Origin of the sequence: Pseudomonas sp. USHLN015, from assembly GCF_037153275.1 — a bacterium.
GTDB lineage: Bacteria > Pseudomonadota > Gammaproteobacteria > Pseudomonadales > Pseudomonadaceae > Metapseudomonas > Metapseudomonas tohonis.
This window is the reverse complement of sequence record NZ_JBBCKP010000014.1, coordinates 56577-82896: the sequence shown is the minus strand read 5'-3', so window position 1 is coordinate 82896 and position 26320 is coordinate 56577. Positions and strand designations below refer to the sequence as shown.

At 67.8% G+C, this 26320-nt stretch carries 23 protein-coding genes; all 23 read left to right on the top strand.

The window, feature by feature from the left end; all coding sequences use genetic code 11:
• The first annotated feature begins 74 nt into the window (after positions 1-74).
• The gene (locus WFQ67_RS25920) at positions 75-2039 is read left to right on the top strand and encodes a methyl-accepting chemotaxis protein (protein ID WP_337058595.1); all 1965 of its coding nucleotides are present in this window, start codon (positions 75-77) and stop codon (positions 2037-2039) included.
• A gap of 174 nt (positions 2040-2213) precedes the next feature.
• Complete coding sequence (locus WFQ67_RS25915) at positions 2214-3977, top strand: protein-disulfide reductase DsbD (RefSeq protein ID WP_337058594.1); 1764 nt, start codon at positions 2214-2216, stop codon at positions 3975-3977.
• A gap of 120 nt (positions 3978-4097) precedes the next feature.
• Positions 4098-4541, top strand: coding sequence for a type II 3-dehydroquinate dehydratase (gene aroQ, locus WFQ67_RS25910; protein WP_173171519.1), 444 nt, complete (start codon positions 4098-4100; stop codon positions 4539-4541).
• A 25-nt stretch (positions 4542-4566) separates the two neighbouring features.
• On the top strand, positions 4567-5031 hold the full coding sequence (gene accB, locus WFQ67_RS25905; protein ID WP_213626468.1) for an acetyl-CoA carboxylase biotin carboxyl carrier protein: 465 nt from the start codon (positions 4567-4569) through the stop codon (positions 5029-5031).
• Between the two features lie 16 nt (positions 5032-5047).
• Entirely contained in the window at positions 5048-6391 is a 1344-nt protein-coding gene (accC, locus tag WFQ67_RS25900; protein WP_173171515.1) for an acetyl-CoA carboxylase biotin carboxylase subunit, read from the top strand.
• 62 nt (positions 6392-6453) lie between these two features.
• The gene (locus WFQ67_RS25895; RefSeq protein ID WP_337058593.1) at positions 6454-7311 is read left to right on the top strand and encodes an EI24 domain-containing protein; all 858 of its coding nucleotides are present in this window, start codon (positions 6454-6456) and stop codon (positions 7309-7311) included.
• Positions 7312-7344: 33 nt separating this feature from the next.
• Positions 7345-8223 (top strand): 50S ribosomal protein L11 methyltransferase, encoded by an 879-nt coding sequence (prmA, locus tag WFQ67_RS25890; protein ID WP_173171511.1) that lies wholly within the window; start codon positions 7345-7347, stop codon positions 8221-8223.
• Positions 8224-8298: 75 nt separating this feature from the next.
• On the top strand, positions 8299-9696 hold the full coding sequence (locus WFQ67_RS25885; protein WP_337058592.1) for a DUF3426 domain-containing protein: 1398 nt from the start codon (positions 8299-8301) through the stop codon (positions 9694-9696).
• A gap of 169 nt (positions 9697-9865) precedes the next feature.
• A complete protein-coding gene (gene dusB, locus WFQ67_RS25880; protein ID WP_111264730.1) occupies positions 9866-10861 on the top strand; it encodes a tRNA dihydrouridine synthase DusB in 996 nt (331 codons plus the stop codon).
• Positions 10858-11178 (top strand): DNA-binding transcriptional regulator Fis, encoded by a 321-nt coding sequence (fis, locus tag WFQ67_RS25875; protein ID WP_031288889.1) that lies wholly within the window; start codon positions 10858-10860, stop codon positions 11176-11178. The genes dusB and fis overlap by 4 nt, the downstream gene beginning before the upstream one ends.
• A gap of 121 nt (positions 11179-11299) precedes the next feature.
• Entirely contained in the window at positions 11300-12907 is a 1608-nt protein-coding gene (gene purH, locus WFQ67_RS25870) for a bifunctional phosphoribosylaminoimidazolecarboxamide formyltransferase/IMP cyclohydrolase (RefSeq protein ID WP_337058591.1), read from the top strand.
• A gap of 109 nt (positions 12908-13016) precedes the next feature.
• Positions 13017-14306 carry a phosphoribosylamine--glycine ligase gene (gene purD / locus WFQ67_RS25865; protein WP_263151376.1) on the top strand — a complete coding sequence of 430 codons (1290 nt, stop codon included), beginning with the start codon at positions 13017-13019 and terminating at the stop codon, positions 14304-14306.
• Positions 14307-14420: 114 nt separating this feature from the next.
• On the top strand, positions 14421-17210 hold the full coding sequence (locus tag WFQ67_RS25860) for a hybrid sensor histidine kinase/response regulator (RefSeq protein WP_213626481.1): 2790 nt from the start codon (positions 14421-14423) through the stop codon (positions 17208-17210).
• A gap of 442 nt (positions 17211-17652) precedes the next feature.
• On the top strand, positions 17653-18249 hold the full coding sequence (locus WFQ67_RS25855) for a MarC family protein (RefSeq protein ID WP_173171501.1): 597 nt from the start codon (positions 17653-17655) through the stop codon (positions 18247-18249).
• 234 nt (positions 18250-18483) lie between these two features.
• Entirely contained in the window at positions 18484-19749 is a 1266-nt protein-coding gene (urtA, locus tag WFQ67_RS25850) for an urea ABC transporter substrate-binding protein (RefSeq protein WP_111264677.1), read from the top strand.
• Positions 19750-19851: 102 nt separating this feature from the next.
• A complete protein-coding gene (gene urtB, locus WFQ67_RS25845) occupies positions 19852-21420 on the top strand; it encodes an urea ABC transporter permease subunit UrtB (protein WP_213626483.1) in 1569 nt (522 codons plus the stop codon).
• Complete coding sequence (gene urtC / locus WFQ67_RS25840; protein WP_337058590.1) at positions 21420-22499, top strand: urea ABC transporter permease subunit UrtC; 1080 nt, start codon at positions 21420-21422, stop codon at positions 22497-22499. Before urtB ends, urtC begins: the two co-directional genes overlap by 1 nt.
• Entirely contained in the window at positions 22496-23356 is an 861-nt protein-coding gene (urtD, locus tag WFQ67_RS25835; RefSeq protein WP_173171495.1) for an urea ABC transporter ATP-binding protein UrtD, read from the top strand. The genes urtC and urtD overlap by 4 nt, the downstream gene beginning before the upstream one ends.
• A gap of 108 nt (positions 23357-23464) precedes the next feature.
• Positions 23465-24163: an urea ABC transporter ATP-binding subunit UrtE gene (gene urtE, locus WFQ67_RS25830; protein ID WP_337058589.1), complete on the top strand. Its 699-nt coding sequence runs from the start codon at positions 23465-23467 to the stop codon at positions 24161-24163.
• 85 nt (positions 24164-24248) lie between these two features.
• Positions 24249-25082: an urease accessory protein UreD gene (locus WFQ67_RS25825; RefSeq protein WP_337058588.1), complete on the top strand. Its 834-nt coding sequence runs from the start codon at positions 24249-24251 to the stop codon at positions 25080-25082.
• Complete coding sequence (gene ureA, locus WFQ67_RS25820) at positions 25082-25384, top strand: urease subunit gamma (protein ID WP_173171489.1); 303 nt, start codon at positions 25082-25084, stop codon at positions 25382-25384. Before WFQ67_RS25825 ends, ureA begins: the two co-directional genes overlap by 1 nt.
• Before the next feature lie 75 nt (positions 25385-25459).
• Complete coding sequence (locus tag WFQ67_RS25815) at positions 25460-25954, top strand: GNAT family N-acetyltransferase (protein WP_213626491.1); 495 nt, start codon at positions 25460-25462, stop codon at positions 25952-25954.
• Positions 25955-25959: 5 nt separating this feature from the next.
• The gene (locus WFQ67_RS25810) at positions 25960-26265 is read left to right on the top strand and encodes an urease subunit beta (protein ID WP_173171485.1); all 306 of its coding nucleotides are present in this window, start codon (positions 25960-25962) and stop codon (positions 26263-26265) included.
• Positions 26266-26320: the final 55 nt, after the last annotated feature.

Here is a 26320-nt window from a genome sequence, read left to right as displayed (position 1 = left end):
ACGCTGTCATCAGGCTGAAACCGGACCGCAATATCTTTCAGGGCCTGTCCGTTATGTAGTCGGTCGAGGCCACGATGCGCCTGAAACAGCTCACCAATCTCAACACCTTGCTCCTGGTCACCGTCTGCCTGGCGCTCGGCGTCACCCTCTGGTGGTCGCAGCGTGCCCTGGAACGCCCCTACCAGGTGATGGAGCAGTACATGGACCTGGCCCAGCGCTTCCAGCGCGATGTCAGCGCCAACATCGAGGCCTACCTCGCCAGCGGTGACGCCCTGCGCCACAGCGCCGCGACCCGGAGCCTGGACGAACTCGACCAGCGCATGGCCCAGTTGCCACCGCAGTTGGCGACCACCCTGCGTGCCAGCATCGACAACCTGCGCGCCTTCAGCAGCGACCAGCTGCTGGCCGCCGGCAAGCTGGCCGGCGACCCGCAGGGCCTGCTGCTGCAGGCCGAGCGGGAGATCGATGGCGCCCTGGAACAGTTGGCCCGCTACGCCGACGAAGGCGACGCCGCCCAGGCCGCCGACTACCGCAAGCCCCTGCTCGCCGCCGCGCAGCACCTGACCCGCCTGGCCCACGCCCGGGCCAAGCTGGTGGAAAGCGGCCGTGACGAGCTGGCCGCCGACGTCGAGCGCGAGCTGGCCGCCCTGGCCCAGGAGTCCGCACGGCTCGACGCCCTGCCGCTGCTGGGCCTGGCCGATGCCTCCAGCTCCGCGTCGGACGACTTCGCCGCGATGATGGGCCTGGCCGCCGATACCCAGGAAAAGCAGGCCGAGGACAGGGGCATCGCCCTCAAGCGCGACCTGGGCAGCCTGCTCAAGCGCTACCCGGCCGAGCTGCAGCGCACCCGCCAGTTGATCAGCAGCCGTGCCGAACTCGCCGGCACCACCCGCGCCCGCCTCGACGCCCTGCGCCAGGCCCTGGCCGCGCTGGAGCCGCTGGTGCGCTCCGAACACGGCCGCATCCAGGGCGAGGTGCGCCTGATCCAGGGGCTGATGATCGGCCTGATCCTGCTCATCGCCCTGGCCGTGGACCGCATCCAGCGCAACCTCACCCGCGTACTCGGGCGCCTGGTGCAATCCCTCTCTGCCTGGGCCGCCGGTGATTTCAGCCAGGCCATCGCCCTGGATTCGAAGATCGACGACCTGCGCGGCATCGAACAATCCCTGGGCCGCCTGCGCGCCTACCTGGGCGAGCTGGTGGGCACCATCCGCCACCACGCCGAACAGGTGGCCGGCAGCAGCCATACCCTGGCCGAGCTCAACGGCGGCCTGCACGCCGGCGCCGAGCGCCAGGCCGGCGGCACCGCGCAGATCCGCGACGCCCTGGGCGAACTCGAAGCGACCATCCAGCAGGTGGCCGGCGATGCACGCCAGGCCGCCGCCGCCAGCCACGACGCCGGACGCGCCGTGGAGCAGGGCCAGCGCATCATCGGCCAGAGCCTGGAGGGCATGCACAGCCTGGTCGGCGAGGTGCAGGGCAACGCCGTGGCCATCGAGCGCCTGGCCCAGGAGTCCGCCACCATCGAGAGCGTGCTGGTGGTGATCCGCGGCATCGCCGAGCAGACCAACCTGCTGGCGCTCAACGCCGCCATCGAAGCGGCCCGCGCCGGCGAGCAGGGCCGTGGCTTCGCCGTGGTCGCCGACGAGGTGCGCACCCTGGCGCAACGCACCGCCGGCGCCACCGGGGAGATCCAGGAACTCATCGGCCGCCTGCAGACCGCTGCCCACCAGTCGGTGCAGGGGATGCGCGCCCAGGTCGAGCACGCCGAGGCCACCGCCGCCCGCGCCGCGGCCGCCGATGGCGCGCTGGACGAGATAGTCGCCGCCATCCGCACCATCGCCGACACCGCCGGGCAGATCGCCGAGGCCACCGCCAACCAGAGCGGCGCGGTCACCGAGATCCGTGGCTACAGCGAGGAGATCCACCAGCTCGGCGACGACAACCTGCAACGCATCGGCCGCAGCCGCGACCAGGCCGAGCAGCTGCTGCAGCTCGGCGGCGACCTGACCCGCGCGGTGCAGGCCTTCCGCGTCTGACCCCTGCGGCGACGTGTCGCGGGGGGCGGCGGTGAAACCCGCTGCCGCCGGCCCGCCCGGCGCCACCGTGCCACGACCACCGGGACGGTCGAGAAAACCGCTTACAGGATCGGCGCTGCATGGCGGCGGCCGGCTCCGCTATCATGCCCGGCACCTTCGCCTGCCGAGACTTCCATGCGCCGTCTGCTGACCCTGATCCTGCTGCTGGTCGCCCTGCCCGCCAGTGCCGGGCTGCTGGATAACCGCCCCAGCTCCACCCTCGGAGCCGCGCTGAACAACAGCAAGGACTTCCTCCCCGTGCGCGAGGCCTTCCGCCTCAGCCTGGTGGACAGCTCGCCGACCTCGATCAAGCTGCGCTTCACCAACGCCGAGGGCTACTACCTCTACAAGCACCGCTTCCAGTTCCGCACCGAACCGGCGGACATCGCCCTGGGCGATGCGCAACTGCCGGCCGGCAAGCACAAGACCGACGAATACTTCGGCGACGTGGAGGTGTACTACGAAGTCCTCGACGTCGACCTGCCGCTGAACAACCCGTCCAAACGTCCCTTCAAGCTGCTGGTGACCTACCAGGGCTGCGCCGACAAGGGCCTGTGCTACCCGCCGGAAACCGAGACCCTGCAGATCGGCGACGCCCCGGCGGCGCTGGAGGGCGCGATCCCGTCCGAGGGCAAGGGCTGGAGCTGGCACGAGCTGGCGCTGTTCTTCCTCGCCGGCCTCGGCCTGACCTTCACCCCCTGCGTGCTGCCAATGCTGCCGATCCTCTCCGGCGTGGTGCTACGCGGCCAGGTGGGCGGCAGCCGCGGCCTGGTGCTGTCGCTGGCCTACGTGCTGCCGATGGCGGCCTGCTTCGCGGTGCTCGGCGCGTTGATGGGCGTGTTCGGTGCCGAACTGAACCTGCAGGCGCGCCTGCAATCGGCCTGGGTGCTGGTGCCCTTCGCCGCCTTCTTCGCGGTGTTCGCCCTGGCCATGTTCGGCCTCTACGAACTGCGCCTGCCGCAGTTCATCAGTGGCCCGCTGGATCGCCTGGCGGGCAACACCCGGGGTGGCTCGATCTGGGGCGCGGCGGCGCTGGGGGTGTTCTCCAGCCTGCTGGTATCGCCCTGCGTATCGGCCCCACTGGCCGGCGCCCTCCTCTACATAAGCGCCAGCGGCGATGCCCTGGGGGGTGGCCTCAAGCTGTTCGTACTCGGCCTCGGCATGGGCGCGCCCCTGGTGCTGTTCGCCGTGGGCGGCGGCACACTGCTGCCAAAATCCGGCAACTGGATGGTCGCGGTGCGCAATGCCTTCGGCGTGCTGCTGCTGGCCGTCTCGGTGTGGCTGCTCGAGCGCGTGCTGCCCGGCCCGCTGTCCCTGGCCCTGTGGGGCCTGCTGGCCGGCGGCGTGGCGCTGTTCCTCGGCGCCCTGGAATTCACCCCGAAAACCGCCCGCCAGCGCCTGGCGCAACTGGCCGGGCTGGTGCTGCTGGTGTATGCGGTGGCCGCCTGGACCGGCGCCCTCAAGGGCGAGTCGGACCCGCTGCGCCCCCTGGGCCGCCCGGGCGCGGCGACCGTCAGCGCCAGCGCCGCCGGTGCCTGGCAGACCGTCACCACCCCGGCCGAGCTGGCTGCCGCCCAGGCCGAGGCCAAGTCCGCCGGCAAGCCGCTGCTGCTGGACTGGTACGCCGACTGGTGCATCAGCTGCAAGGTGATCGAGCGCGAGGTGCTGACCGCCCCCGAGGTGACCGCCCAGTTGGGCGCCTATCGCCTGGTGCGCTTCGACATGACCGCCAGCACACCCGAGCAGCGCGCCCTGCTGGATCGCTACAAGCTCTTCGGCCCGCCCGCCATCCTGTTCTTCGCCCCCAATGGTGACGAATGGTCGGAATCGCGTGTCGTAGGTGAGATCAACGCGGCGGACTTCGCCGCCAGGCTGCAGGGCGCTGCCCAGCGGCTCTGAGCCGGATTTTCACAAATCTGCCGCAAACTACAGGCATCGTGTCGGCTACTACCGGCATATGGACAGCCTCTCGGGCTTTCCTGCATAGTCCCGCCTGGCCCCCAATAAGGAATACATCCCATGGCCACCCTGCTCGTCCTGCACGGCCCCAACCTCAACCTGCTGGGCACCCGTGAACCCGACAAGTACGGCGCCACCACCCTGGCCGAGATCAACCAGGATCTGGAGCGCAGGGCCCGCGAGGCGGGCCACCACCTGCTCTACCTGCAGAGCAATGCCGAGTACGAACTGATCGATCGCATCCATGCCGCACGCAACGAGGGCGTGGACTTCATCCTGATCAATCCCGCCGCTTTCACGCATACAAGTGTCGCCCTACGTGACGCGTTGCTCGCAGTGAGCATCCCATTCATCGAAGTGCACCTCTCCAACGTGCACAAGCGAGAACCTTTCCGCCATCACTCCTACTTCTCCGACGTTGCAGTGGGAGTGATTTGCGGTCTTGGCGCCACCGGCTACCGCCTGGCCCTGGACGCGGCGCTTGAACAACTTGAACGCCCCTGACCTCACCCTTGGGAGTTGATAATTAATGGATATCCGTAAAGTCAAAAAACTGATCGAGCTGCTGGAAGAGTCCGGTATCGACGAGCTGGAGATCCGCGAGGGCGAAGAGTCCGTGCGCATCAGCCGCCACAGCAAGCAGGCCGCCATGGCCCAGCCGATCTACGCCGCCGCCCCGATGGCCGCCCCGGCACCGGCACCGGTCGCCGCCCCCGCTGCTCCGGCCGCCGAAGCCGCGCCGGCCGCCAAGAAGCTCAATGGCACCGTGGTGCGCTCGCCGATGGTCGGCACCTTCTACCGCGCCGCCTCGCCCACCTCGGCGAACTTCGCCGAAGTCGGCCAGACCGTTAAGAAGGGCGACATCCTGTGCATCGTCGAAGCCATGAAAATGATGAACCACATCGAGGCCGAAGCCAGCGGCGTGATCGAATCCATCCTCGTGGAGAACGGCCAGCCGGTTGAGTACGACCAACCGCTGTTCACCATCGTCTGAACCGCGGAGAGCTGAGATGCTGGAAAAAGTCCTGATCGCCAACCGTGGCGAGATCGCCCTGCGCATCCTGCGCGCCTGCAAGGAGCTGGGCATCAAGACGGTGGCGGTGCACTCCACGGCCGACCGCGAACTGATGCACCTGTCCCTGGCCGATGAGACCGTATGCATCGGCCCGGCCCCGGCTGCGCAGTCCTACCTGAACATCCCGGCGATCATCAGCGCCGCCGAAGTGACCGGCGCCACGGCGATCCACCCGGGCTACGGCTTCCTCGCCGAGAACGCCGACTTCGCCGAGCAGGTGGAGAACTCCGGCTTCGCCTTCATCGGCCCGAAAGCCGACACCATCCGCCTGATGGGCGACAAGGTGTCGGCCAAGGACGCCATGAAGAAGGCCGGTGTGCCGACCGTACCGGGCTCCGACGGCCCGCTGCCGGAAGACGAAGCGACCGCCCTGGCCATCGCCGAGGAAGTCGGCTACCCGGTGATCATCAAGGCCGCCGGTGGCGGTGGTGGCCGCGGCATGCGCGTGGTGCACAGCGCCGACGAGCTGATCAAGTCGGCCAAGCTGACCCGCACCGAAGCCGGCGCGGCGTTCGGCAACTCCATGGTCTACCTGGAGAAGTTCCTCACCAACCCGCGCCACGTCGAAGTGCAGGTCCTCTCCGACGGCCAGGGCAACGCCATCCACCTGGGTGACCGCGACTGCTCCCTGCAGCGCCGCCACCAGAAGGTGCTGGAAGAAGCCCCTGCTCCCGGCATCGACGAGAAGGCCCGCGCCGAAGTGCTGGCCCGCTGCGTCCAGGCCTGCGTCGAGATCGGCTATCGCGGTGCCGGCACCTTCGAGTTCCTCTACGAGAACGGCAGCTTCTACTTCATCGAGATGAACACCCGCGTCCAGGTGGAGCACCCGGTCACCGAGATGGTCACCGGCATCGACATCGTCAAGGAGATGCTCAGCATCGCCGCGGGCAACAAGCTGTCGATCAAGCAGGAGGACGTGGTCATCCGTGGTCACGCCCTGGAATGCCGGATCAACGCCGAGGACCCGGACAACTTCATGCCCAGCCCCGGCAAGGTGCAGTACTTCCATGCGCCCGGCGGCAACGGCGTGCGTGTCGACTCGCACCTGTACAGCGGCTATGCGGTTCCGCCGAACTACGACTCGCTGATCGGCAAGCTGATCACCTACGGCAAGGACCGCGACGAGGCCATGGCGCGCATGCGCAACGCCCTCGACGAGCTGGTGGTGGACGGCATCAAGACCAACATCCCGCTGCACCGCGACCTGACTCGCGACAAGGGTTTCCGCAAGGGGGGCGTGAACATTCACTACCTCGAGCACAAACTGGGCAAGAAGTAAGCCCGGCAACCCTGGAAGGGCCGCATAATGCGGCCCTTCTTCATTTCACGCGACGGATCGCCATGTCCCTGAAGTCACGCATCCTGGCCATCGGCCCGGCCTTCGGCGAAGCCTTCATCTGCCTCGGCCTTGCCCTGCGCTCCAGCCTGCGCCCCGGCATCCTGCTGCGCTCCTCCGGCCTCTGCCTGCTGACGCTGGTGTTCTGGAGCTGGGTCTTCTATGCCCATATCGAAATCATCCTCAAGGTTGCCGGGCTGCTCTCGTTCTTCGTCGTCTCCGGCGCCGCCATGCTCGGCCTCATTCCCAGCCTCACCGGTGGCCCTGCCACCATCAGCGGCATGGCCGGCATCGCCCCCGCGGTGGCCCTGATGCTGGTGTATTCCGCCTTCCTGGCATTGGCCATGGTCGGCGTGCTGTTCGTCGCCGCCATCGTCATCAGCATCCGCCTGGCCCTGCGCTGGGTATTGATGGCGAGCCTGCGCGAGCGAGCCCTCAAACCCTACCCGGGCCTGGCCTCGCGCAGCCCGGCAGCCAGCGACCTGCTGCGCGCCGGCCGCTACCACCTGGGCCCCTGGCTGGGCATCGGCCTGGGCCCACTGCTGTGCCTGGCGATACCGGTGATAAACGGCGTGCTGCTGATCATCCTGCTGGGCTACCTCAACGTGCGCTTTCTGGTGCCCGCCGCGCTGTCGGGCCTCGCCAGCGGCGCCGAGCAGATGCAGGCGGTGCGCCGCCAGCGCGGGGCGATGATCGCCTTCGGCCTGCTCATCCTGCTGCTAGCGCTGGTGCCGGTGCTCAACCTGCTGCTGCCCGCCCTGCTCGGCGGCGGCGCCTGCCACCTCGCCTATCGCGGCCTCGACCGCCCGGAGCGCCCGGCTGGCGCGGCATCAGAGCCTCAAGTAAGCTTGCCCGCCCCATGAAGCATCACTTTCACGCCGCATCGAGGTTCCGCCATGCCCTGGTTACAAGTCCGTCTCGCCATCACCCCGGATCAGGCGGAAACCTATGAAGACGCGCTGCTGGAAGTCGGCGCCGTCTCCGTGACCTTCATGGATGCCGAAGACCAGCCGATCTTCGAGCCCGACCTCGGCACCACCCCGCTCTGGTCCAACACCCACCTGCTGGCCCTGTTCGAAGCCGATACCGACGAGACCAACCTGGTCGCCCACCTGGAACTGCTCACCGGCGGCGCGCTGCCCGAGCACCAGATCGAGCGCATCGAGGACCAGGACTGGGAACGCAGCTGGATGGACAACTTCCAGCCAATGCGCTTCGGCCGCCGCCTGTGGATCGTGCCCAGCTGGCACGAAGCCCCGGAGCCGGACGCGGTGAACCTGCTGCTGGACCCGGGCCTGGCCTTCGGTACCGGCACCCACCCGACCACCGCGCTGTGCCTGGAATGGCTCGACGGCCAGGAACTGGACGGCTGCGACCTGATCGACTTCGGCTGCGGCTCCGGCATCCTCGCCATCGCCGGCCTGCTGCTCGGCGCGCGCCAGGCGGTGGGCACCGATATCGACCCGCAAGCCCTGGAGGCCTCCCGCGACAACGCCTCGCGCAACGGCATCGACCCGGCCCTGTTCCCCGTCTACCTGCCCGCCGACATGCCGCAACAGCAGGCAGACGTGGTGGTGGCCAACATCCTCGCCGGCCCGCTGGTGTCCCTGGCGCCGCAGATCACCGCGCTGGTCAAGGCCGGCGGCCGCCTGGCGCTGTCGGGCATCCTCGCCGAGCAGGCCGAGGAAGTCCGCGCCGCCTACGCCGACGCCTTCGTCCTCGACCCCACCGCCGACAAGGACGGCTGGGTGCGCATCAGCGGCGTACGTCGCTGAACAGAGCATGAGCAGACCCGCGCCAGCGCGTTGCCGAGTTGGTAGACTGGCGCCTTGTTTCGCACGGACCGCCGCATGACCGAAAGCTTCGTCACCCAGTGCCCCCATTGCCAGACCAGCTTCCGTGTGAGCCGCGCCCAGCTGGGCGCAGCCCAGGGCGCCGTGCGCTGCGGGGCCTGCCTGCACGTGTTCAACGCCGCCAAGCAGCTGCTCGGCGCGATGCCGCCCAGCGAGCCGAAGCCCACCACGCCCGCCCCTCAGGCGCCACGCCCTGCCGCGTCGGCTCCCGCGAAACCCGCAACCCCCGCGGCCCCGGCAGCACCTGCGCCCACGGCGCAGCCGGCCAGCCCGGTGCCCAGCGTCGCCGCCCTGCTCAAGACGCCGCCGCCCACCACCGCCGCTCCGCCGGGCAAGACCGCCGACAAGAACACCCTGTGGATCCACGACGACCTGGACCTCGACAGCCTCGACCTGGACGAGGAGCTGGCCAAGCTGGAGCAGGAAGAGCTCAAGCTGTCCCAGGAATTCCTCGCCCTGCAGGCCGCCCCCAAGCCGGGCGAGGAGCTGTACGGCCAGCGCGACGAGGTGACCGACCGGCATGACGAGCGCTGGGCCGAAGCGCTGCTGCGCGAGGATGCGCCCCGCGCGCCCTCCCCCGCCCCGCGCCCCGTGCAACCGCCCGCCAGTGACAGCCCGCGCCCCAGCGAGCCCGCGGTTCCGCCACGCAAGGAGCCCGCCCTGTCGCTCGACGACGAAGCGGACGATGAACCGGTGCCGAGCTTCGGCCTCGCCGCCGACCGGGAAGACCCCGAGCAAACCCCGCCGCCGCGTGCAGCCCTGTCCGCTGCGGACGATGAAGACGAGGACCTCGATGCCCCCGTCGCCCCGCCGCCCCGCAACGCTCCGCGCAACGAGCCTGGCCTGCGCGGCAGCAACCTGCTGGACATCGACGACGAGCCGCTGCAACTCGACTGGCAGCAGCCGAAGAAGCCCTGGGGCCGCTGGATCGGCTGGGGCCTGCTGAACCTGCTGGGCGCCGTCGCCCTGGCCGGGCAGTACGTCTGGTACCACTTCGACGAACTGGCACGCTCCGACCAGTACCGCCCCTGGTTCGAACAACTGTGCCCGGAACTCGGCTGCCAGCTGCCGTCCAAGGTCGACATTGCGCTGATCAAGAGCAGCAACCTGGTGGTACGCAGCCACCCGGACTTCACCGGCGCGCTGGTGGTGGACGCCATCCTCTACAACCGCGCGCCGTTCTCCCAGCCCTTCCCGCTCCTGGAATTGCGCTTCGCCGATATCAGCGGCCAACTGCTCGCCAGTCGTCGCTTCAAGCCGGGCGAGTACCTCGCCGGCGAGCTCGCCGGGCAGTCCGAAATGCCTCCGCAGACGCCCATCCACATCTCCCTGGACATTCTCGATCCGGGCACCAAGGCCGTGAACTACAGTCTCAGCTTCCACTCTCCCGAGTGACCCGCCGGCGACGCCTCGACGTCGCCGGCGCCGCCGCCAGAACCGCCGGCGATAAGCTCATCACTGTTCAGAATTTGTTCAAAACGACCTTTATCCGGTCATCGAGAGCGGGTATCATGCCCACCCTTTTTCGAAGACCAAGATCCGGCCCCACAGGCAGGGAAGACCCATGTCGGCGGTACGCATCGGCCCATACGCACTACCCAATCAAGTGATACTCGCTCCCATGGCGGGCGTGACCGATCGTCCGTTTCGTCTGCTTTGCCGCCGCCTCGGCGCCGGCTTGGTAGTCTCCGAAATGGTCACCAGCGATGTGCGCCTGTGGAACAGCCGCAAGTCGAAACTGCGCCTGCTGCACGAAGGCGACCCGGAGCCGCGCTCCGTGCAGATCGCCGGTGGCGACCCGCAGATGCTGGCCGAGGCCGCCGTCGCCAATGTGGCGCTCGGTGCGCAGATCATCGACATCAACATGGGTTGCCCGGCGAAGAAGGTCTGCAACAAGGCCGCCGGCTCCGCGCTGATGAAGGACGAGGCCCTGGTGGCCGCGATCCTCGAAGCGGTGGTCGGCGCCGTGGACGTGCCGGTGACCCTGAAGATCCGCACCGGCTGGGACCGGGACAACAAGAACGGCATCGCCGTGGCAAGGATCGCCGAACAGTCGGGAATACAGGCGCTGGCCGTGCATGGCCGCACCCGTGCCGACCTGTACACCGGCGAGGCCGAGTACGACACCATCGCCGCGATCAAGCAGGCGGTGTCGATCCCGGTCTTCGCCAACGGCGACATCACTTCGCCACAGAAGGCCAGAGAGGTCCTCGACGCCACCGGCGCCGATGCCCTGCTGATCGGTCGAGCGGCCCAGGGGCGACCCTGGATATTCCGCGAGATCGCGCATTACCTGGAGACCGGCGAACTGCTGCCGGCGCCGGGCTTGAAGGAAATTGAACAGATCCTGCTGGAGCACCTGGCCGCACTGCACGCCTTCTACGGCGACCTGATGGGCGTACGCATCGCCCGCAAGCATGTCGGCTGGTATCTCGCAACCCTGCCGGGCGCCAGGGAGTTTCGCGCCCAGTTCAATCGTTTGGAGTCCACGGACGCGCAGTGCGCCAACGTTCGAGAGTTTTTCATCGAACGTCACAACGACGGAGAACAGGCCGCATGACGACGATGACCGAGAATTTTTTTGATGGGGCAACACCCGTGAGCGACAACGCCAACCTTAAACAGCACCTGACGACACCGACCGCCGAAGGCCAGACCTTGCGCGGCAGCGTCGAGAAGGCCCTGCACAACTATTTCGCCCATCTCGAGGGCGCCGCGGTCACGGATGTCTACAACCTGGTGCTCTCCGAAGTGGAAGCCCCGCTGCTGGAGTCCGTGATGAACTACGTCAAGGGCAACCAGACCAAGGCGTCCGAGATGCTCGGCCTGAACCGCGGCACCTTGCGCAAGAAGCTCAAGCAGTACGACCTCCTTTAAATGCAGCTGGAAGCTGAAAGCCTGAAGCTGGAATGCACGTGGCTTCGGGCGTCTGACTTCGAGCTCCCAGCTCCAGGCTTCCGGCTCCACCCCTGACATCCCCCTGCACGATGGCCTCCAGATGACCGACCAGACCACCCGCCTCCCCGTTCGCCGCGCGCTGATCAGCGTCTCCGACAAGACCGGCATCCTCGACTTCGCCCGCGAGCTCGTCGCCCTCAACGTTGAGATCCTCTCCACCGGCGGCACCTACAAGCTGCTGCGGGACAACGGCATCGCCGCCGTGGAAGTCGCCGACTACACCGGCTTCCCGGAAATGATGGACGGCCGCGTGAAGACCCTGCACCCGAAGATCCACGGCGGCATCCTCGGTCGCCGCGCGCTGGACGGTGCGGTCATGGAACAGCACGGCATCAAGCCGATCGACCTGGTGGCGGTCAACCTCTACCCCTTCGAAGCCACCGTCGCCAAGCCTGACTGCGACCTGGCCGACGCCATCGAGAACATCGACATCGGCGGCCCGACCATGGTCCGCAGCGCCGCCAAGAACCACAAGGACGTCGCCATCGTGGTCAACGCCAGCGACTACGCCGGCATCGTCGAATCCCTCAAGGCCGGCGGTCTGACCTACGCCCAGCGCTTCGACCTGGCCCTCAAGGCCTTCGAGCACACCTCGGCCTACGACGGCATGATCGCCAACTACCTGGGCACCATCGACCAGGCCCGCGACACCCTGTCCACCGAGGCACGCGGCGCCTTCCCGCGCACCTTCAACAGCCAGTTCGTCAAGGCCCAGGAAATGCGCTACGGCGAGAACCCGCACCAGAGCGCGGCGTTCTACGTCGAGGCGAAGAAGGGCGAGGCCAGCGTCTCCACCGCCGTCCAGCTGCAGGGCAAGGAACTGTCCTTCAACAACGTGGCCGACACCGACGCCGCCCTGGAATGCGTGAAGAGCTTCGTCAAGCCGGCCTGCGTCATCGTCAAGCACGCCAACCCCTGCGGCGTCGCCGTGGTACCGGAAGACGAAGGCGGCATCCGCAAGGCCTACGACCTGGCCTACGCCACCGACACCGAATCCGCCTTCGGCGGCATCATCGCCTTCAACCGCGAGCTGGACGGCGAAACCGCCAAGGCCATCGTCGAGCGCCAGTTCGTCGAAGTGATCATCGCCCCGAAAATCTCCGCCGCCGCCCGTGAAGTGGTGGCCGCCAAGGCCAACGTGCGCCTGCTGGAATGCGGCGAGTGGCCGGCCGAGCGCGCCCCGGGCTGGGACTTCAAGCGCGTCAACGGCGGCCTGCTGGTGCAGAGCCGCGACATCGGCATGATCGCCGCGAGCGACCTGAAGATCGTCACCCAGCGCGCCCCGAGCGAGCAGGAGATCCACGACCTGATCTTCGCCTGGAAAGTGGCCAAGTTCGTCAAATCCAACGCCATCGTCTACGCCAGGAACCGCCAGACCGTCGGCGTTGGCGCCGGCCAGATGAGCCGCGTCAACTCCGCCCGCATCGCCGCCATCAAGGCCGAGCATGCCGGTCTCGAGGTCAAGGGCGCGGTCATGGCCTCCGACGCCTTCTTCCCCTTCCGCGACGGCATCGACAACGCCGCCAAGGCCGGCATCACCGCCGTGATCCAGCCGGGCGGCTCCATGCGTGACAACGAAGTCATCGCCGCGGCCGACGAAGCCGGCATTGCGATGGTGTTCACCGGCATGCGCCATTTCAGACACTAACAGCGAGCTGCAAGCCGCAAGCTTCAAGCTGCAAGAGAAGCAGGATCCTGCCCGCTTTGACTTGTAGCTTGTAGCTTGAAGCGTGCAGCTCTCTCCGCAGGAGAGCTCCATGAACGTACTGATCATCGGCAGCGGCGGTCGTGAACACGCCCTGGCCTGGAAAGTGGCCCAGGACCCGCGCGTCGCCAAGGTCTTCGTCGCCCCGGGCAACGCCGGCACCGCCACCGAAGCCAAGTGCGAGAACGTCGCCATCGACGTGCTGGCCATCGAGCAACTGGCCGACTTCGCCGCTGCCAACGTGCAGCTGACCATCGTCGGCCCCGAGGCCCCGCTGGTCAAAGGCGTGGTCGACCTGTTCCGCGCCCGTGGCCTGGCCATCTTCGGCCCCACCGCCGGCGCCGCCCAGCTGGAAGGCTCCAAGGCCTTCACCAAGGATTTCCTCGCTCGCCACAAGATCCCCACCGCCGATTACCAGAACTTCACCGAAGTCGAGCCGGCGCTGGCCTACCTGCGCGAGAAGGGTGCTCCCATCGTGGTCAAGGCCGACGGCCTGGCCGCCGGCAAGGGCGTGATCGTCGCCATGACCCTGAGCGATGCCGAGGACGCCGTGCGCGACATGCTTTCCGGCAACGCCTTCGGCGACGCCGGTGCCCGCGTAGTGATCGAGGAGTTCCTCGACGGCGAGGAAGCCAGCTTCATCGTCATGGTCGACGGCCAGAACGTGCTGCCCATGGCCACCAGCCAGGACCACAAGCGCGTCGGCGACGCCGACACCGGCCCCAACACCGGCGGCATGGGCGCCTACTCCCCCGCCCCGGTGGTCACCCCCGCCGTGCACCAGCGCGTGATGGACGAGGTGATCTACCCCACCGTCCGCGGCATGGCCGAGGAAGGCAACGTCTACACCGGCTTCCTCTACGCCGGCCTGATGATCGACAAGAGCGGCGCGCCCAAGGTCATCGAGTTCAACTGCCGCTTCGGCGACCCGGAAACCCAGCCCATCATGGTGCGCCTGGAAAGCTCCCTGGTCCTGCTGGTCGAGGCCGCCCTGGCCAAGGCCCTGGACAAGGTGGAAGCCACCTGGGACCCGCGCCCCACCGTCGGCGTGGTCATCGCAGCCGGCGGCTACCCGGGCGACTACGCCAAGGGTGACGTCATCGAAGGCCTGGCAGACGCCGCCGCGCTGGACGGCAAGGTGTTCCATGCCGGCACCGCCCTCAAGGACGGCCAGGTGGTCACCGCCGGTGGCCGCGTGCTCTGCGCCACGGCGATCGGCCCGACCGTCTCCGAAGCCCAGCAGCAGGCCTACCGCCTGGCCGAGAAGATCAGCTGGAAGGGCAGTTTCCATCGCACGGACATCGGCTACCGCGCCATCGCCCGCGAACGCGGCGAGGATTGAAGGTAAATAACCGGTAAACCTGCGGAAGAGGCGGCCATATGGCCGCCTTTGTCATATTCCGCAGGCCGGTGCTTGGCTATAATCCCGCCACTCACCCACGAAGGGACTTCGCCCGTGCGCCGGCTCAGGATTGCCATCGGTCTTAGCGTCAGCCTGCTGCTGACCCTGCTCTGCCTGCCTTCGGTGCAAGCCGGGGAGCGCGCGCACTGGAGCATGCTGCTCGACCCCACGGCCAGCCTGCAGCTCGAAGACATCCGCGCCCAGCAATCCGCCTCGCAGTTCGCCCCCGTCGACCTCAAGCGCCTCTATACACCCGGCGGCACCAGCGCCCTCTGGCTGCACCACCGCCTGCTGCCGGGCGATCACGAGCAACTGCTGCGTGTCTTCGCGCCTTACCTGTCCCTGCTCGACCTGTACGTCGTCCGTGGCAACGAGATCATCGACCACACCCGCACCGGCAGCCGCCTGCCCTACAGCGACCGCCCGCTGCCCAGCCGTGACTTCCTCCTGCCGCTGCCCATGCGCAGCGAGCCCCTGGACCTGTACCTGCGGCTCTCCTCCGAACACGCCCTGCGCCCGACCATCGCCCTGCAATCGGCCGTGGAGATGGCCGCCGACGACAGCCGCCCGCTGCTCTTCGGCCTGCTCATCGGCAGCCTGCTGATGCTCGTGGTGCACAACCTCCTGCGCTTCGGCTATGCCCGGGCCACCAGCGGCCTGTGGCTGGCCGCCACCCAGCTGTGCCTGGTGGGCACGGCAATCAGCCTGCTGGGCATCAGTGCCCCCTGGCTGCGCGGCTGGCAGAGCGCACAGCCGCAGATAGCCAACCTGTCGATGCTGCTGGCGATGCTGTGCGCCCTCGCCTTCACCGGCAGCTTCTTCCGCAAGGTGCGCCCCAGCACCCCGCTGAACGGCATCCTCATCGGCGAGATGGTGCTCATCGGAGTCATCGGCATGCTGCTGATGATCGCCACCGACCTGATGTTCAACCAGCTGGTCTACGCCATGGCGGCGCTCACCGGCCTGAGCATCCTCGTCGTCTCCACGCACCACTGGCGTCGCGGCTACCGCCCGGCACGCATGTTCACCGTGGCGCTGCTGGTCTACTGCATCGCCTTCATCGGCGCCCTGCCGGCCCTGTTCGGCTACTGGTCGGTGCAGTCCGACTGGCTGGCCTTCGCCCTGCTGGGCGTGACCGCCATCAGCGGCGTGCTGATGAGCATCGCCATGAGCGAGCGCCAGCGGCGCATCCTCCTCGACGACTTCAGCGTCAGCCGCGAAGCCGCCGCCAGCTCCGCCGAGCTCAAGGCCAAGGGCGAGTTCCTGGCCAAGATCAGCCACGAGATCCGCACCCCCATGAACGGCGTGCTGGGCATGACCGAGCTGCTGCTCGGCACCCCGCTGTCGGCCAAGCAGCGCGACTACGTGCAGACCATCCACAGCTCCGGCAACGAACTGCTCACCCTGATCAACGAGATCCTCGACATCTCCAAGCTCGAATCGGGGCAGATCGAGCTGGACGACGTGCAATTCGACCTCAACGCCCTGATCGACGACTGCCTGGACATCTTCCGCGCCAAGGCCGAGCAACAGAAGGTCGAACTGATCAGCTTCATGCAGCCCCAGGTGCCGCGCGTCATCAGCGGCGACCCGACGCGCCTGCGCCAGGCCCTGCTGAGCCTGCTGGACAACGCCTTCAAGCAGACCGACGAGGGCGAGATCCTCCTCGTGGTGGCCCTGGACACCAGCGGCAACGAACCGCGCCTGCGCATCGCCGTGCAGGACAGCGGCCGCCCGCTCGAAGCCAGCGAGCGCGACGCCCTGCTCAACGCCGAGCTGCACAGCAAGGACTTCCTCTCCGCCACCAAGCTCGGCGGCCGCCTGGGCCTGATCATCGCCCGCCAGCTGGTGCGCCTGATGGACGGCGAGTTCGGCGTGCAGACCGGCGGCAACCAGGGCAGCACCCTGTGGCTGACCCTGCCGCTGGACAGCGAGCGCCTGGAACAACCCGCCTCCGACTTCGACGGCCCGCTGCAGGGTGCACGGCTGCTGGTGGTGGACGACAACGACACCTGCCGCAAGGTGCTGATGCAGCAGTGCAGCGCCTGGGGCCTGCACGTCAGCGCCGTGCCGTCCGGCAAGGAGGCCCTGGCCCTGCTGCGCACCAAGGCCCACCTGCGCGAGTACTTCGACGTGGTGTTGCTGGACCAGGACATGCCCGGCATGACCGGCATGCAGCTGGCCGCCAAGATCAAGGAAGACCCGAGCCTCAACCACGACATCCTGATCATCATGCTCACCGGCATCAGCAACGCGCCGAGCAAGATCATCGCCCGCAATGCCGGCATCAAGCGCATCCTCGCCAAGCCGGTGGCCGGCTACACGCTCAAGACCACCCTCGCCGACGAACTCAACCAGCGCGCCGCCGGCGGCGCGGCGGCCCTGCCCGGCTCCCAGGTCAGCACCCCGCTCAACGTGCCCAACGATTTCCGCATCCTGGTGGCCGAGGACAACAGCATCTCCACCAAGGTCATCCGCGGCATGCTCAGCAAGCTCAACCTGCAGCCGGACACCGCCAGCAATGGCGAGGAAGCCCTCAGCGCGATGAAGAACCAGCAGTACGACCTGGTGCTGATGGACTGCGAGATGCCGGTGCTGGACGGCTTCTCCGCCACCGAGATGCTGCGCAACTGGGAAAGCGAGGAACAGCGCCCGCGCACCCCGGTGGTCGCCCTCACCGCGCACATCCTCACCGAACACAAGGAACGCGCCCGCCAGGCCGGCATGGACGGCCACATGGCCAAGCCGGTCGAACTCTCGCAACTGCGCGAGCTGATCGAGCACTGGGTCGCCGAAAAGGAAATGCGCCGCCAGCACGAGCCCGACAGCGCGCTGCATTCCTGATCCCCGTAGCCCGGGCTTCAGCCCGGGGCTCCTATCGCGAATGAATTCGCTCCTACGAGAGCGGCGGCGCTGCGTACCGCTTGGCGACTGAAGTCGCCCCTGCAACACCCCTCACCCCACGCACAGGCACGGCTGCCATGTAGGGTGGATGACGCTCTTTTCATCCACCAACGGGGTGTTGACCGGCCCCACCACCAGGCGCTTCGCGCGCCCGTAGCCCGGGCTTCGGTCCGGAAATCCGATCGCGAATGAATTCGCTCCTACAAGAACGGCGGCGCTGCGCACCGCTTGGCGACTGAAGTCGCCCCTACAAAGGCCTTCCGGCACACGCACGGGCATCACCGCCGCGTATGATGACGCGCCGCCAGGGCGACCCGGATCAACGGGCGCAACCCTCGGCACCTCCTACAATCACAGCACTCTCCCCTCACGAGCCCGCCCGATGCTCTCCATGATGTTCAGCCTGTACCTGAAGATGCTGGTGCTCTACAGCCCCTTCTTCGTCCTTTCCTGCTTCATCGGCCTGACCCGTGGCTACACGGTCAAGGAGCGCAAGAAGCTCGCCTGGAAGGTCGCCCTCGGCACGCTGGTGGCCAGCGCTCTGCTCTACCTGTTCGGCCAGGCCATCTTCAACGTCTTCGGCATCACCATCGACGCCTTCCGCATCGGTGCCGGCGCCGTGCTGTTCATCTCCGCCCTCGGCATGGCCCAGGGCAAGCCGGCGGTGCAGGCCGACAACGTCCAGCAGGACGTCACCATCGTGCCGCTGACCATCCCCCTCACCGTCGGCCCCGGCACCATCGGCGCCATGCTGGTGATGGGCGCCGGCCACGTGCACTGGAACGACAAGTTCACCGCCCTCGCCGCCATCGCCTTCGCCAGCGCCACCGTCGGCGTGGTGCTCTACCTCTCCAACCGCATCGAACGCATCCTCGGCGAGCAGGGCCTGCAGATCGTCAGCCGCCTGATGGGCCTGTTCGTCTGCGCCCTCGCGGCCCAGATCATCTTCACCGGGGTGAAGAACTACCTGGCGCCCTGAAAGCGTGCACCCCGCTACCTGACCGACCGTTCAGCTTGCCGCCGCGCACCGCAATGGAGCGCGGCGAATTCCGGCGAATTCGCCAAAAAAACCCACGAAGCCCTCTGAATCAAGCCTTTAGCGCCCTTGGCACGGATGCTGCCAATGCACTGACAGCAGTACAGATGACCGTACTGATGACCCCATTTCGGTCCCATCCCACTGTCATTGCATGGACAGCCAAGGAGGCTCTACATGAAACGCCGTCCCTTCCTGAAATCGACCCTCGCCGCCAGCGCCCTGGTGCTGACCGGCCTGTTCCCCTTCTCCCTGCAGGCCGCCGAGACCATCAAGGTCGGCATCCTGCATTCGCTGTCCGGCACCATGGCCATCTCCGAGACCTCGCTCAAGGACATGGCGCTGATGACCATCGACGAGATCAACGCCAAGGGCGGCATCAACGGCAAGAAGCTGGAACCGGTGGTGGTAGACCCCGCGTCCAACTGGCCGCTGTTCGCCGAGAAGGCCCGCCAGTTGCTGACCAAGGACAAGGTCGACGTGGTCTTCGGCTGCTGGACCTCGGTGTCGCGCAAATCCGTGCTGCCGGTGTTCGAGGAGCTCAACGGCCTGCTGTTCTACCCGGTGCAGTACGAGGGTGAGGAGCTCTCGCCCAACGTCTTCTACACCGGCGCCGCGCCGAACCAGCAGGCCATCCCGGCAGTGGAATACCTGATGAGCGAAGACGGCGGCGGCGCCAAGCGCTACTTCCTGCTGGGCACCGACTACGTCTACCCGCGCACCACCAACAAGATCCTGCGCAGCTTCCTGCACAGCAAGGGCGTGGCGGACAAGGACATCGAAGAGGTCTACACCCCCTTCGGCCACAGCGACTACCAGACCATCGTCGCCAACATCAAGAAGTTCTCCGCCGGCGGCAAGACCGCGGTGATCTCCACCGTCAACGGCGACTCCAACGTGCCCTTCTACAAGGAGCTGGCCAACCAGGGCATCGAGGCGACCGACATCCCGGTGGTGGCCTTCTCCGTGGGCGAGGAAGAACTGCGCGGCATCGACACCAAGCCGCTGGTGGGCCAGCTGGCCGCCTGGAACTACTTCGAATCCGTGGATAACCCGGTGAACAGCAAGTTCGTCACCGACTGGAAGGCCTACGCCAAGGCCAAGAACCTGCCCAACTACCAGACCGCCGTCACCAACGACCCCATGGAAGCCACCTACGTCGGCATCCACATGTGGGCCCAGGCGGTCGAGAAGGCCGGCACCACCGATGTCGACAAGGTCCGCGAAGCCATGGCCGGCCAGACCTTCGCCGCGCCCTCCGGCTACACCCTGACCATGGACAAGACCAACCACCACCTGCACAAGCCGGTGATGATCGGCGAGGTCCAGGAAGACGGTCAGTTCTCCGTGGTCTGGCAGACCGAAGGCCCGCTGCGCGCCCAGCCGTGGAGCCCCTTCATCCCCGGCAATGACAAGAAGCCGGACTATGCGGTGAAGAACTAAGCCGGAAGCCTGGAGCCTGAAGCTGGAAGTCCCCACCTTCCAGCTTCCAGCTTCTGGCTTCCACCTTTTGGCTTACCCCGCCGATACGGAGCCTCCCTCTCCATGCCCACCTGCCTTTTCCGAATCCTCCTGTCCCTGGCCCTGTTGCTGCCCCTGGCGGCCCGGGCCGGTGACGCCAACGACTTCGCGGCCGCCAATCCGAGCCAGCAGGCGAAGCTGCTGGAACGCTGGGCCGCCGAGCCCGACGCCATGCGCCAGCCACTGCTCGATGCCCTGCAACAGAACCGCTTCGCCATCGACGCCAAGCGGGCCTACTTCGAACAGGACGGCACCTGGCAGGCCGCAGAGGGCGACGCCGCCCCCGCCGCCACGCCGAAGAAGCTGCGCCTGAACAACCGCCTGCGCGGCCTGCTGATCACCACCCAGGCCAGCCACCAGTTGCTCGCCGCCGAACCCGCCGCGCGCCTGGAGGCCGCCCGCCAGTTGCAGAAGAGCGCCAAGCCCGCGCAACTGCCGCTGCTCAACCAGCGCATGGTCGCCGAGGACGATGGCGCCGTGCGCGATGCCCTCAGCCTGGCCCTGGCCAACCTGCAACTGGTCGACCCCGACCCGGCCATCCGCCTCAACGCCGTGCGCCTGCTGGGCGAGACCGGCGACCCGCTGGCCCGTACCCGCCTCGAAGCGCTGCTCGACCCGGCGGTGGAAACCGATGCCGCCGTGCGCACCGCCGCCGAAACCAGCCTGGCCCAGGTCAAGCGTCGCCTGGCGCTGGGCGAGGTGCTCGGCCAGGCCTTCAGCGGCCTGTCCCTGGGCTCCATCCTGCTGCTGGCCGCCCTGGGCCTGGCCATCACCTTCGGCCTGCTCGGGGTGATCAACATGGCCCACGGCGAGATGCTGATGCTCGGCGCCTACTCCACCTACATCGTGCAGCTGATGTTCCAGCGCCTGGCGCCGGACCTGCTGGCCCTCTACCCACTGGTGGCGCTGCCGGTGGCCTTCTGCGTCACCGCCGCCATCGGCATGGCCCTGGAGCGCACGGTGATCCGCCACCTCTACGGCCGCCCGCTGGAAACCCTGCTCGCCACCTGGGGCATCAGCCTGATGCTGATCCAGCTGGTGCGCGTGGTGTTCGGCGCGCAGAACGTCGAAGTGGCCAACCCGGCCTGGCTCTCCGGCGGCATCCAGGTGCTGCCCAACCTGGTGCTGCCGTACAACCGCATCGTCATCATCGGCTTCGCCCTGTTCGTGGTGGCGCTGACCTGGCTGCTGCTGAACAAGACGCGCCTGGGCCTGAACGTCCGCGCCGTCACCCAGAACCGCAACATGGCCGCCTGTTGCGGCGTGCCCACCGGCCGCGTCGACATGCTCGCCTTCGGCCTCGGCTCCGGCATCGCCGGGCTCGGCGGCGTAGCCCTGTCGCAGATCGGCAACGTCGGCCCCGACCTGGGCCAGAGCTACATCATCGACTCCTTCCTGGTGGTGGTGCTCGGTGGCGTCGGCCAACTGGCCGGCAGCGTGCTGGCGGCCTTCGGCCTCGGCGTGGCGAACAAGATCCTGGAGCCTTCGATCGGCGCCGTGCTGGGCAAGATCCTGATCCTCGCGCTGATCATTCTCTTCATCCAGAAACGCCCGCAGGGCCTCTTCGCACTGAAAGGACGGGTGATCGACTGATGAACCAGCCACTGACCCTCACCGCCGCGCAGAAGGCCGGCCCGAAAGTCACCCTGGGCGTCGGCGCCCTGGTGCTCGCCGCGCTGATCGCCCTGCCGCTGCTGCACCTGCTGCCGGCCGACAGCCCGCTGCAGGTCTCCGCCTACACCCTGACCCTGGTGGGCAAGATCCTCTGCTACGCCATCGTCGCGCTGGCCCTGGACCTGGTCTGGGGCTACGCCGGGCTGCTGTCCCTGGGCCACGGGCTGTTCTTCGCCCTCGGCGGCTACGCCATGGGCATGTACCTGATGCGCCAGAGCGCCGGGGATGGCCTGCCGGCCTTCATGAGCTTCCTCGCTTGGAGCGAATTGCCCTGGTACTGGGGCGGCACCTCCAGCTTCCTCTGGGCCCTGTGCCTGGTGGTGCTCGCCCCCGGCCTGCTGGCCCTGGTGTTCGGCTTCTTCGCCTTCCGCTCGCGGATCAAGGGCGTGTACTTCTCGATCATGACCCAGGCCCTGACCTTCGCCGGCATGCTGCTGTTCTTCCGCAACGAGACCGGCTTCGGTGGCAACAACGGCTTCACCGACTTCAAGCGCATCCTCGGCTTCGACATCACCGCGCCGGGCACCCGGGCCGTGCTGTTCCTGGCCACGGTCGCGCTGCTGGCGAGCGCCCTGCTGCTAGGCTGGCGCCTGTCCAGGAGCAAGTTCGGCCGCGTGCTCACCGCCCTGCGCGATGCCGAGAACCGCCTGATGTTCTGCGGCTACGACCCGCGCGGCTACAAGCTGTTCATCTGGGTGCTGTCGGCCGTGCTCTGCGGCCTGGCCGGCGCGCTGTACGTGCCCCAGGTGGGCATCATCAACCCCAGCGAGATGTCGCCGACCAACTCCATCGAGGCCGCCGTCTGGGTGGCCCTGGGCGGGCGCGGCTCGCTCATCGGCCCGCTGCTGGGCGCCGGCCTGGTCAACGGCATGAAGAGCTGGTTCACCGTGGCCTTCCCGGAATACTGGCTGTTCTTCCTCGGCGCCCTGTTCATCGTCGTCACCCTGTTCCTGCCCAAGGGCCTGTTCGGCCTGCTGCGCAAGGAGAAGGACCAATGAGAGCGACCCCGGTACCCGAACTCATGCTCGAACCCGCCTACGACCCCAACAGCGACGCCGGCACCGGCCGTGACGCCCTCGGCCTCGGCCAGAGCGCCGGCAAGGGCCTGAACACCCGCCACGGCACCATCCTCACGCTGGAGGACATCAGCGTCAGCTTCGATGGCTTCAAGGCGCTCAACGACCTCAACCTGTACATCGGCGTCGGCGAGCTGCGCTGCATCATCGGCCCCAACGGCGCGGGCAAGACCACGCTGATGGACGTGATCACCGGCAAGACCCGCCCCACTACCGGCAGCGCCTGGTTCGGCGAGACCCTGGACCTGACCCGCATGAGCGAGGTCGAGATCGCCCAGGCCGGCATCGGCCGCAAGTTCCAGAAGCCCACGGTGTTCGAGGCGCTCAGCGTGTTCGAGAACCTGGAACTGGCGCAGAAGACCGACAAGTCGGTGTGGGCCAGCCTGCGCGCCAGGCTCACCGGCGAGCAGAAGGACCGCATCGACGAAGTGCTCGCCACCATCCGCCTGCAGGACTCGCGGCGCCGCCCGGCTGGGCTGCTGTCCCACGGCCAGAAGCAGTTCCTGGAGATCGGCATGCTGCTGATGCAGGACCCGCAACTGCTGCTGCTCGACGAACCGGTGGCCGGCATGACCGACGCCGAGACCGAATTCACCGCCGAACTGTTCAAGGGCCTGGCCGGCAAGCACTCGCTGATGGTGGTGGAGCACGACATGGGCTTCGTCGGCAGCATCGCCGACCACGTCACCGTGCTGCACCAGGGGCATGTGTTGGCCGAGGGCTCGTTGGCGGACGTGCAGGCGAATGAACAGGTGATCGAGGTTTATCTGGGGCGCTGAGCGCCCAGCTGCAAGCTGCAAGCTGCAAGCTGCAAAACGATGCTGACCCGCTCTTTCTTGCGGCTTGAAGCTTGGTGCTTGAGGCTGCAGCCACTGAGGAATTCAACCGTGCTCCAAGTCCATCAGCTGCATCAATACTACGGCGGCAGCCACATCCTCCGCGGCCTGTCGTTCGAGGTGAGGGTCGGCGAGGTCACCTGCCTGCTCGGGCGCAACGGCGTGGGCAAGACCACGCTGCTGAAGTGCCTGATGGGCCTGATCCCGTCGAAGGAGGGCGCGGTTAACTGGCAGGGCAAGCCGATCACCGGTTCCAAACCGCACCAGCGCGTGCACGCCGGCATCGCCTACGTGCCCCAGGGCCGCGAGATCTTCCCGCGCCTGACGGTGGAGGAGAACCTGCTGATGGGGCTGTCCCGCTTCGGCGCCAAGGAAGCCAAGGCCGTGCCCGAGTTCATCTACGAGCTGTTCCCGGTGCTGCGGGAGATGAAGCACCGCCGCGGCGGCGACCTCTCCGGCGGCCAGCAGCAGCAACTGGCCATCGGCCGCGCCCTGGCCAGCCGGCCCCGGTTGCTGATCCTCGACGAGCCCACCGAAGGCATCCAGCCCTCGGTGATCAAGGAGATCGGCGCGGTGATCCGCAAGCTGGCCGAGCGCGGCGACATGGCCATCCTGCTGGTGGAGCAGTTCTACGACTTCGCCGCCGAACTGGCCGACCAGTACCTGGTGATGAGCCGTGGCGAAATCATCCAGCAGGGGCGCGGGGAGAACATGGAGGCCGAGGGCGTGCGCGGCCTGGTGACGATCTGACCGCGGGCGCGTGCACCGGATGGGTTCAGGGCACGCCTCTTGCTTTGCCCGGTCGGTCAACTATTTCGCGGATGCCCCCACAGCCATGAACCTGCCCGCAGCCCTGTTCACGCCGAGCTGGCACGCCGAGCTGGAGCTGGCCTACGCCCGTCGTGACGAGCGCACCATTCCGGTGCTTCGCCGCCACCTCGGCCCCCTGAGGGTGCAGAAGCACCTCCACGCCGAAGGGCCGGGTGTCTGCCAGCACATCATCGTCCACCCGCCTGGCGGCATCGCCGGGGGCGACCGCCTGGGCATCTCCGCCCAGGTGGGCGAAGGCGCCTGGGCCCAGCTCACCAGCCCGGGCGCGGCCAAGTGGTACCGCGCCCGCAGCCCGGCCTTCCAGACGCTCGCCCTGCGCGTCGAGGCCGGCGCCACCCTGGAATGGCTGCCCCAGGAAACCATCGTCTTCTCCGGCGCCCAGGCCGAGCTGTCCACCCGCATCGACCTGGCCGCCGACGCCCGCCTGTTCTACTGGGACGTGGTCGCCCTCGGCCGCCCCGCCGCCGCTGAACGCTTCGCCAGCGGCCACTTCCAGGCGCACCTGGACATCCGCCGCGAAGGCCGCGCCCTGTGGCACGAACGCCAGCGCATCAGCGGCGACGACGGCCTGCTCGACTCGAGCATCGGCCTCGCCGGGCAACCGGTGTTCGCCACCCTGATCGCCACCGGCCAGCTCGACCCGGAGCTGCTGGAACGCTGCCGCGAACTGCCCTCGGCCGTGCGCGGCGACCTCACCCAACTGCCCGGCCTGCTGGTGGCCCGCTGCCTGGCCGGCGAAGCCCTGCACGCGCGCGCCTGGCTGATCGACCTCTGGCGCCTGTTGCGCCCTGCCCTGCTCGGCCGCGAGGCCGTGCCACCGCGAATCTGGAGTACCTGATGGACCTCACCCCGAGAGAGAAAGACAAGCTGCTGATCTTCACCGCCGGCCTCGTCGCCGAGCGGCGCCTGGCCCGTGGCGTGAAGCTCAACTACCCGGAAGCGATGGCGTTCATCTCCGCGGCGCTACTCGAAGGCGCGCGCGACGGTCGCACCGTGGCCGAGCTCATGCACTTCGGCACCACGCTGCTGAGCCGCGACCAGGTGATGGAAGGCGTGCCGGAGATGATCCCGGAGATCCAGATCGAAGCCACCTTCCCCGACGGCACCAAGCTGGTAACCGTCCACCAACCCATCGCCTGAGGAAGTCGTCCCATGCCTGCTGCGCTTGCCATGCTGAGCCCGCGACGGCCTGGAACGACCTCCTGGAGACCCGAAATGATCATCCGTGACGCCAGCGAAGCCGACCTGCCCGGCATCCTGGCCATCTACAACGACGCCGTGGAGCACACCACGGCGATCTGGAACGAGACCCTGGTGGACCTGGCCAACCGCCGCGCCTGGCTGGCCGAGCGCACGGCAGCCGGGTTTCCGGTGCTGGCGGCGCGTGACGCTGCCGGCGAGGTGGTCGGCTACGCCAGCTATGGCGCCTGGCGGCCGCATGACGGCTACAAGCACACCGTCGAACACTCGGTCTACGTGCGTGCCGACCAGCGCGGCAAGGGCCTCGGCCCGCAGCTGATGCAGGCATTGATCGAACGGGCCCGGTCGGCCGGACTGCATGTGATGGTGGGGGCCATCGAGTCCGAGAATGCCGCCTCCGTCCGCCTGCACCAGCGCCTCGGCTTCACCACCACCGGCCAGATGCCCCAGGTTGGCCGCAAGTTCGGCCGTTGGCTGGACCTCACCTTCATGCAACTCATCCTGGAGTGACTTCCATGATTCCCGGCGAATACCAGATCCAGGACGGCGAGATCGAACTCAACGCCGGCCGCCGCACCCTGAGACTCTCCGTGGCCAACACCGGCGACCGGCCGATCCAGGTGGGCTCGCACTACCACTTCTTCGAAACCAACGACGCCCTGGCCTTCGACCGCGCCGCCGCGCGCGGCATGCGCCTGAACATCCCCGCCGGCACCGCCGTGCGCTTCGAACCGGGCCAGAGCCGCGAGGTGGAACTGGTGGACCTGGCCGGCGCGCGTCGGGTGTTCGGCTTCGCCGGGCGCGTCATGGGTGATCTCTGATCGCAGCGACAAGTCGCAAGCCACAAGCCGCAAGCAAGTGCCGCGCGGCGTCCGC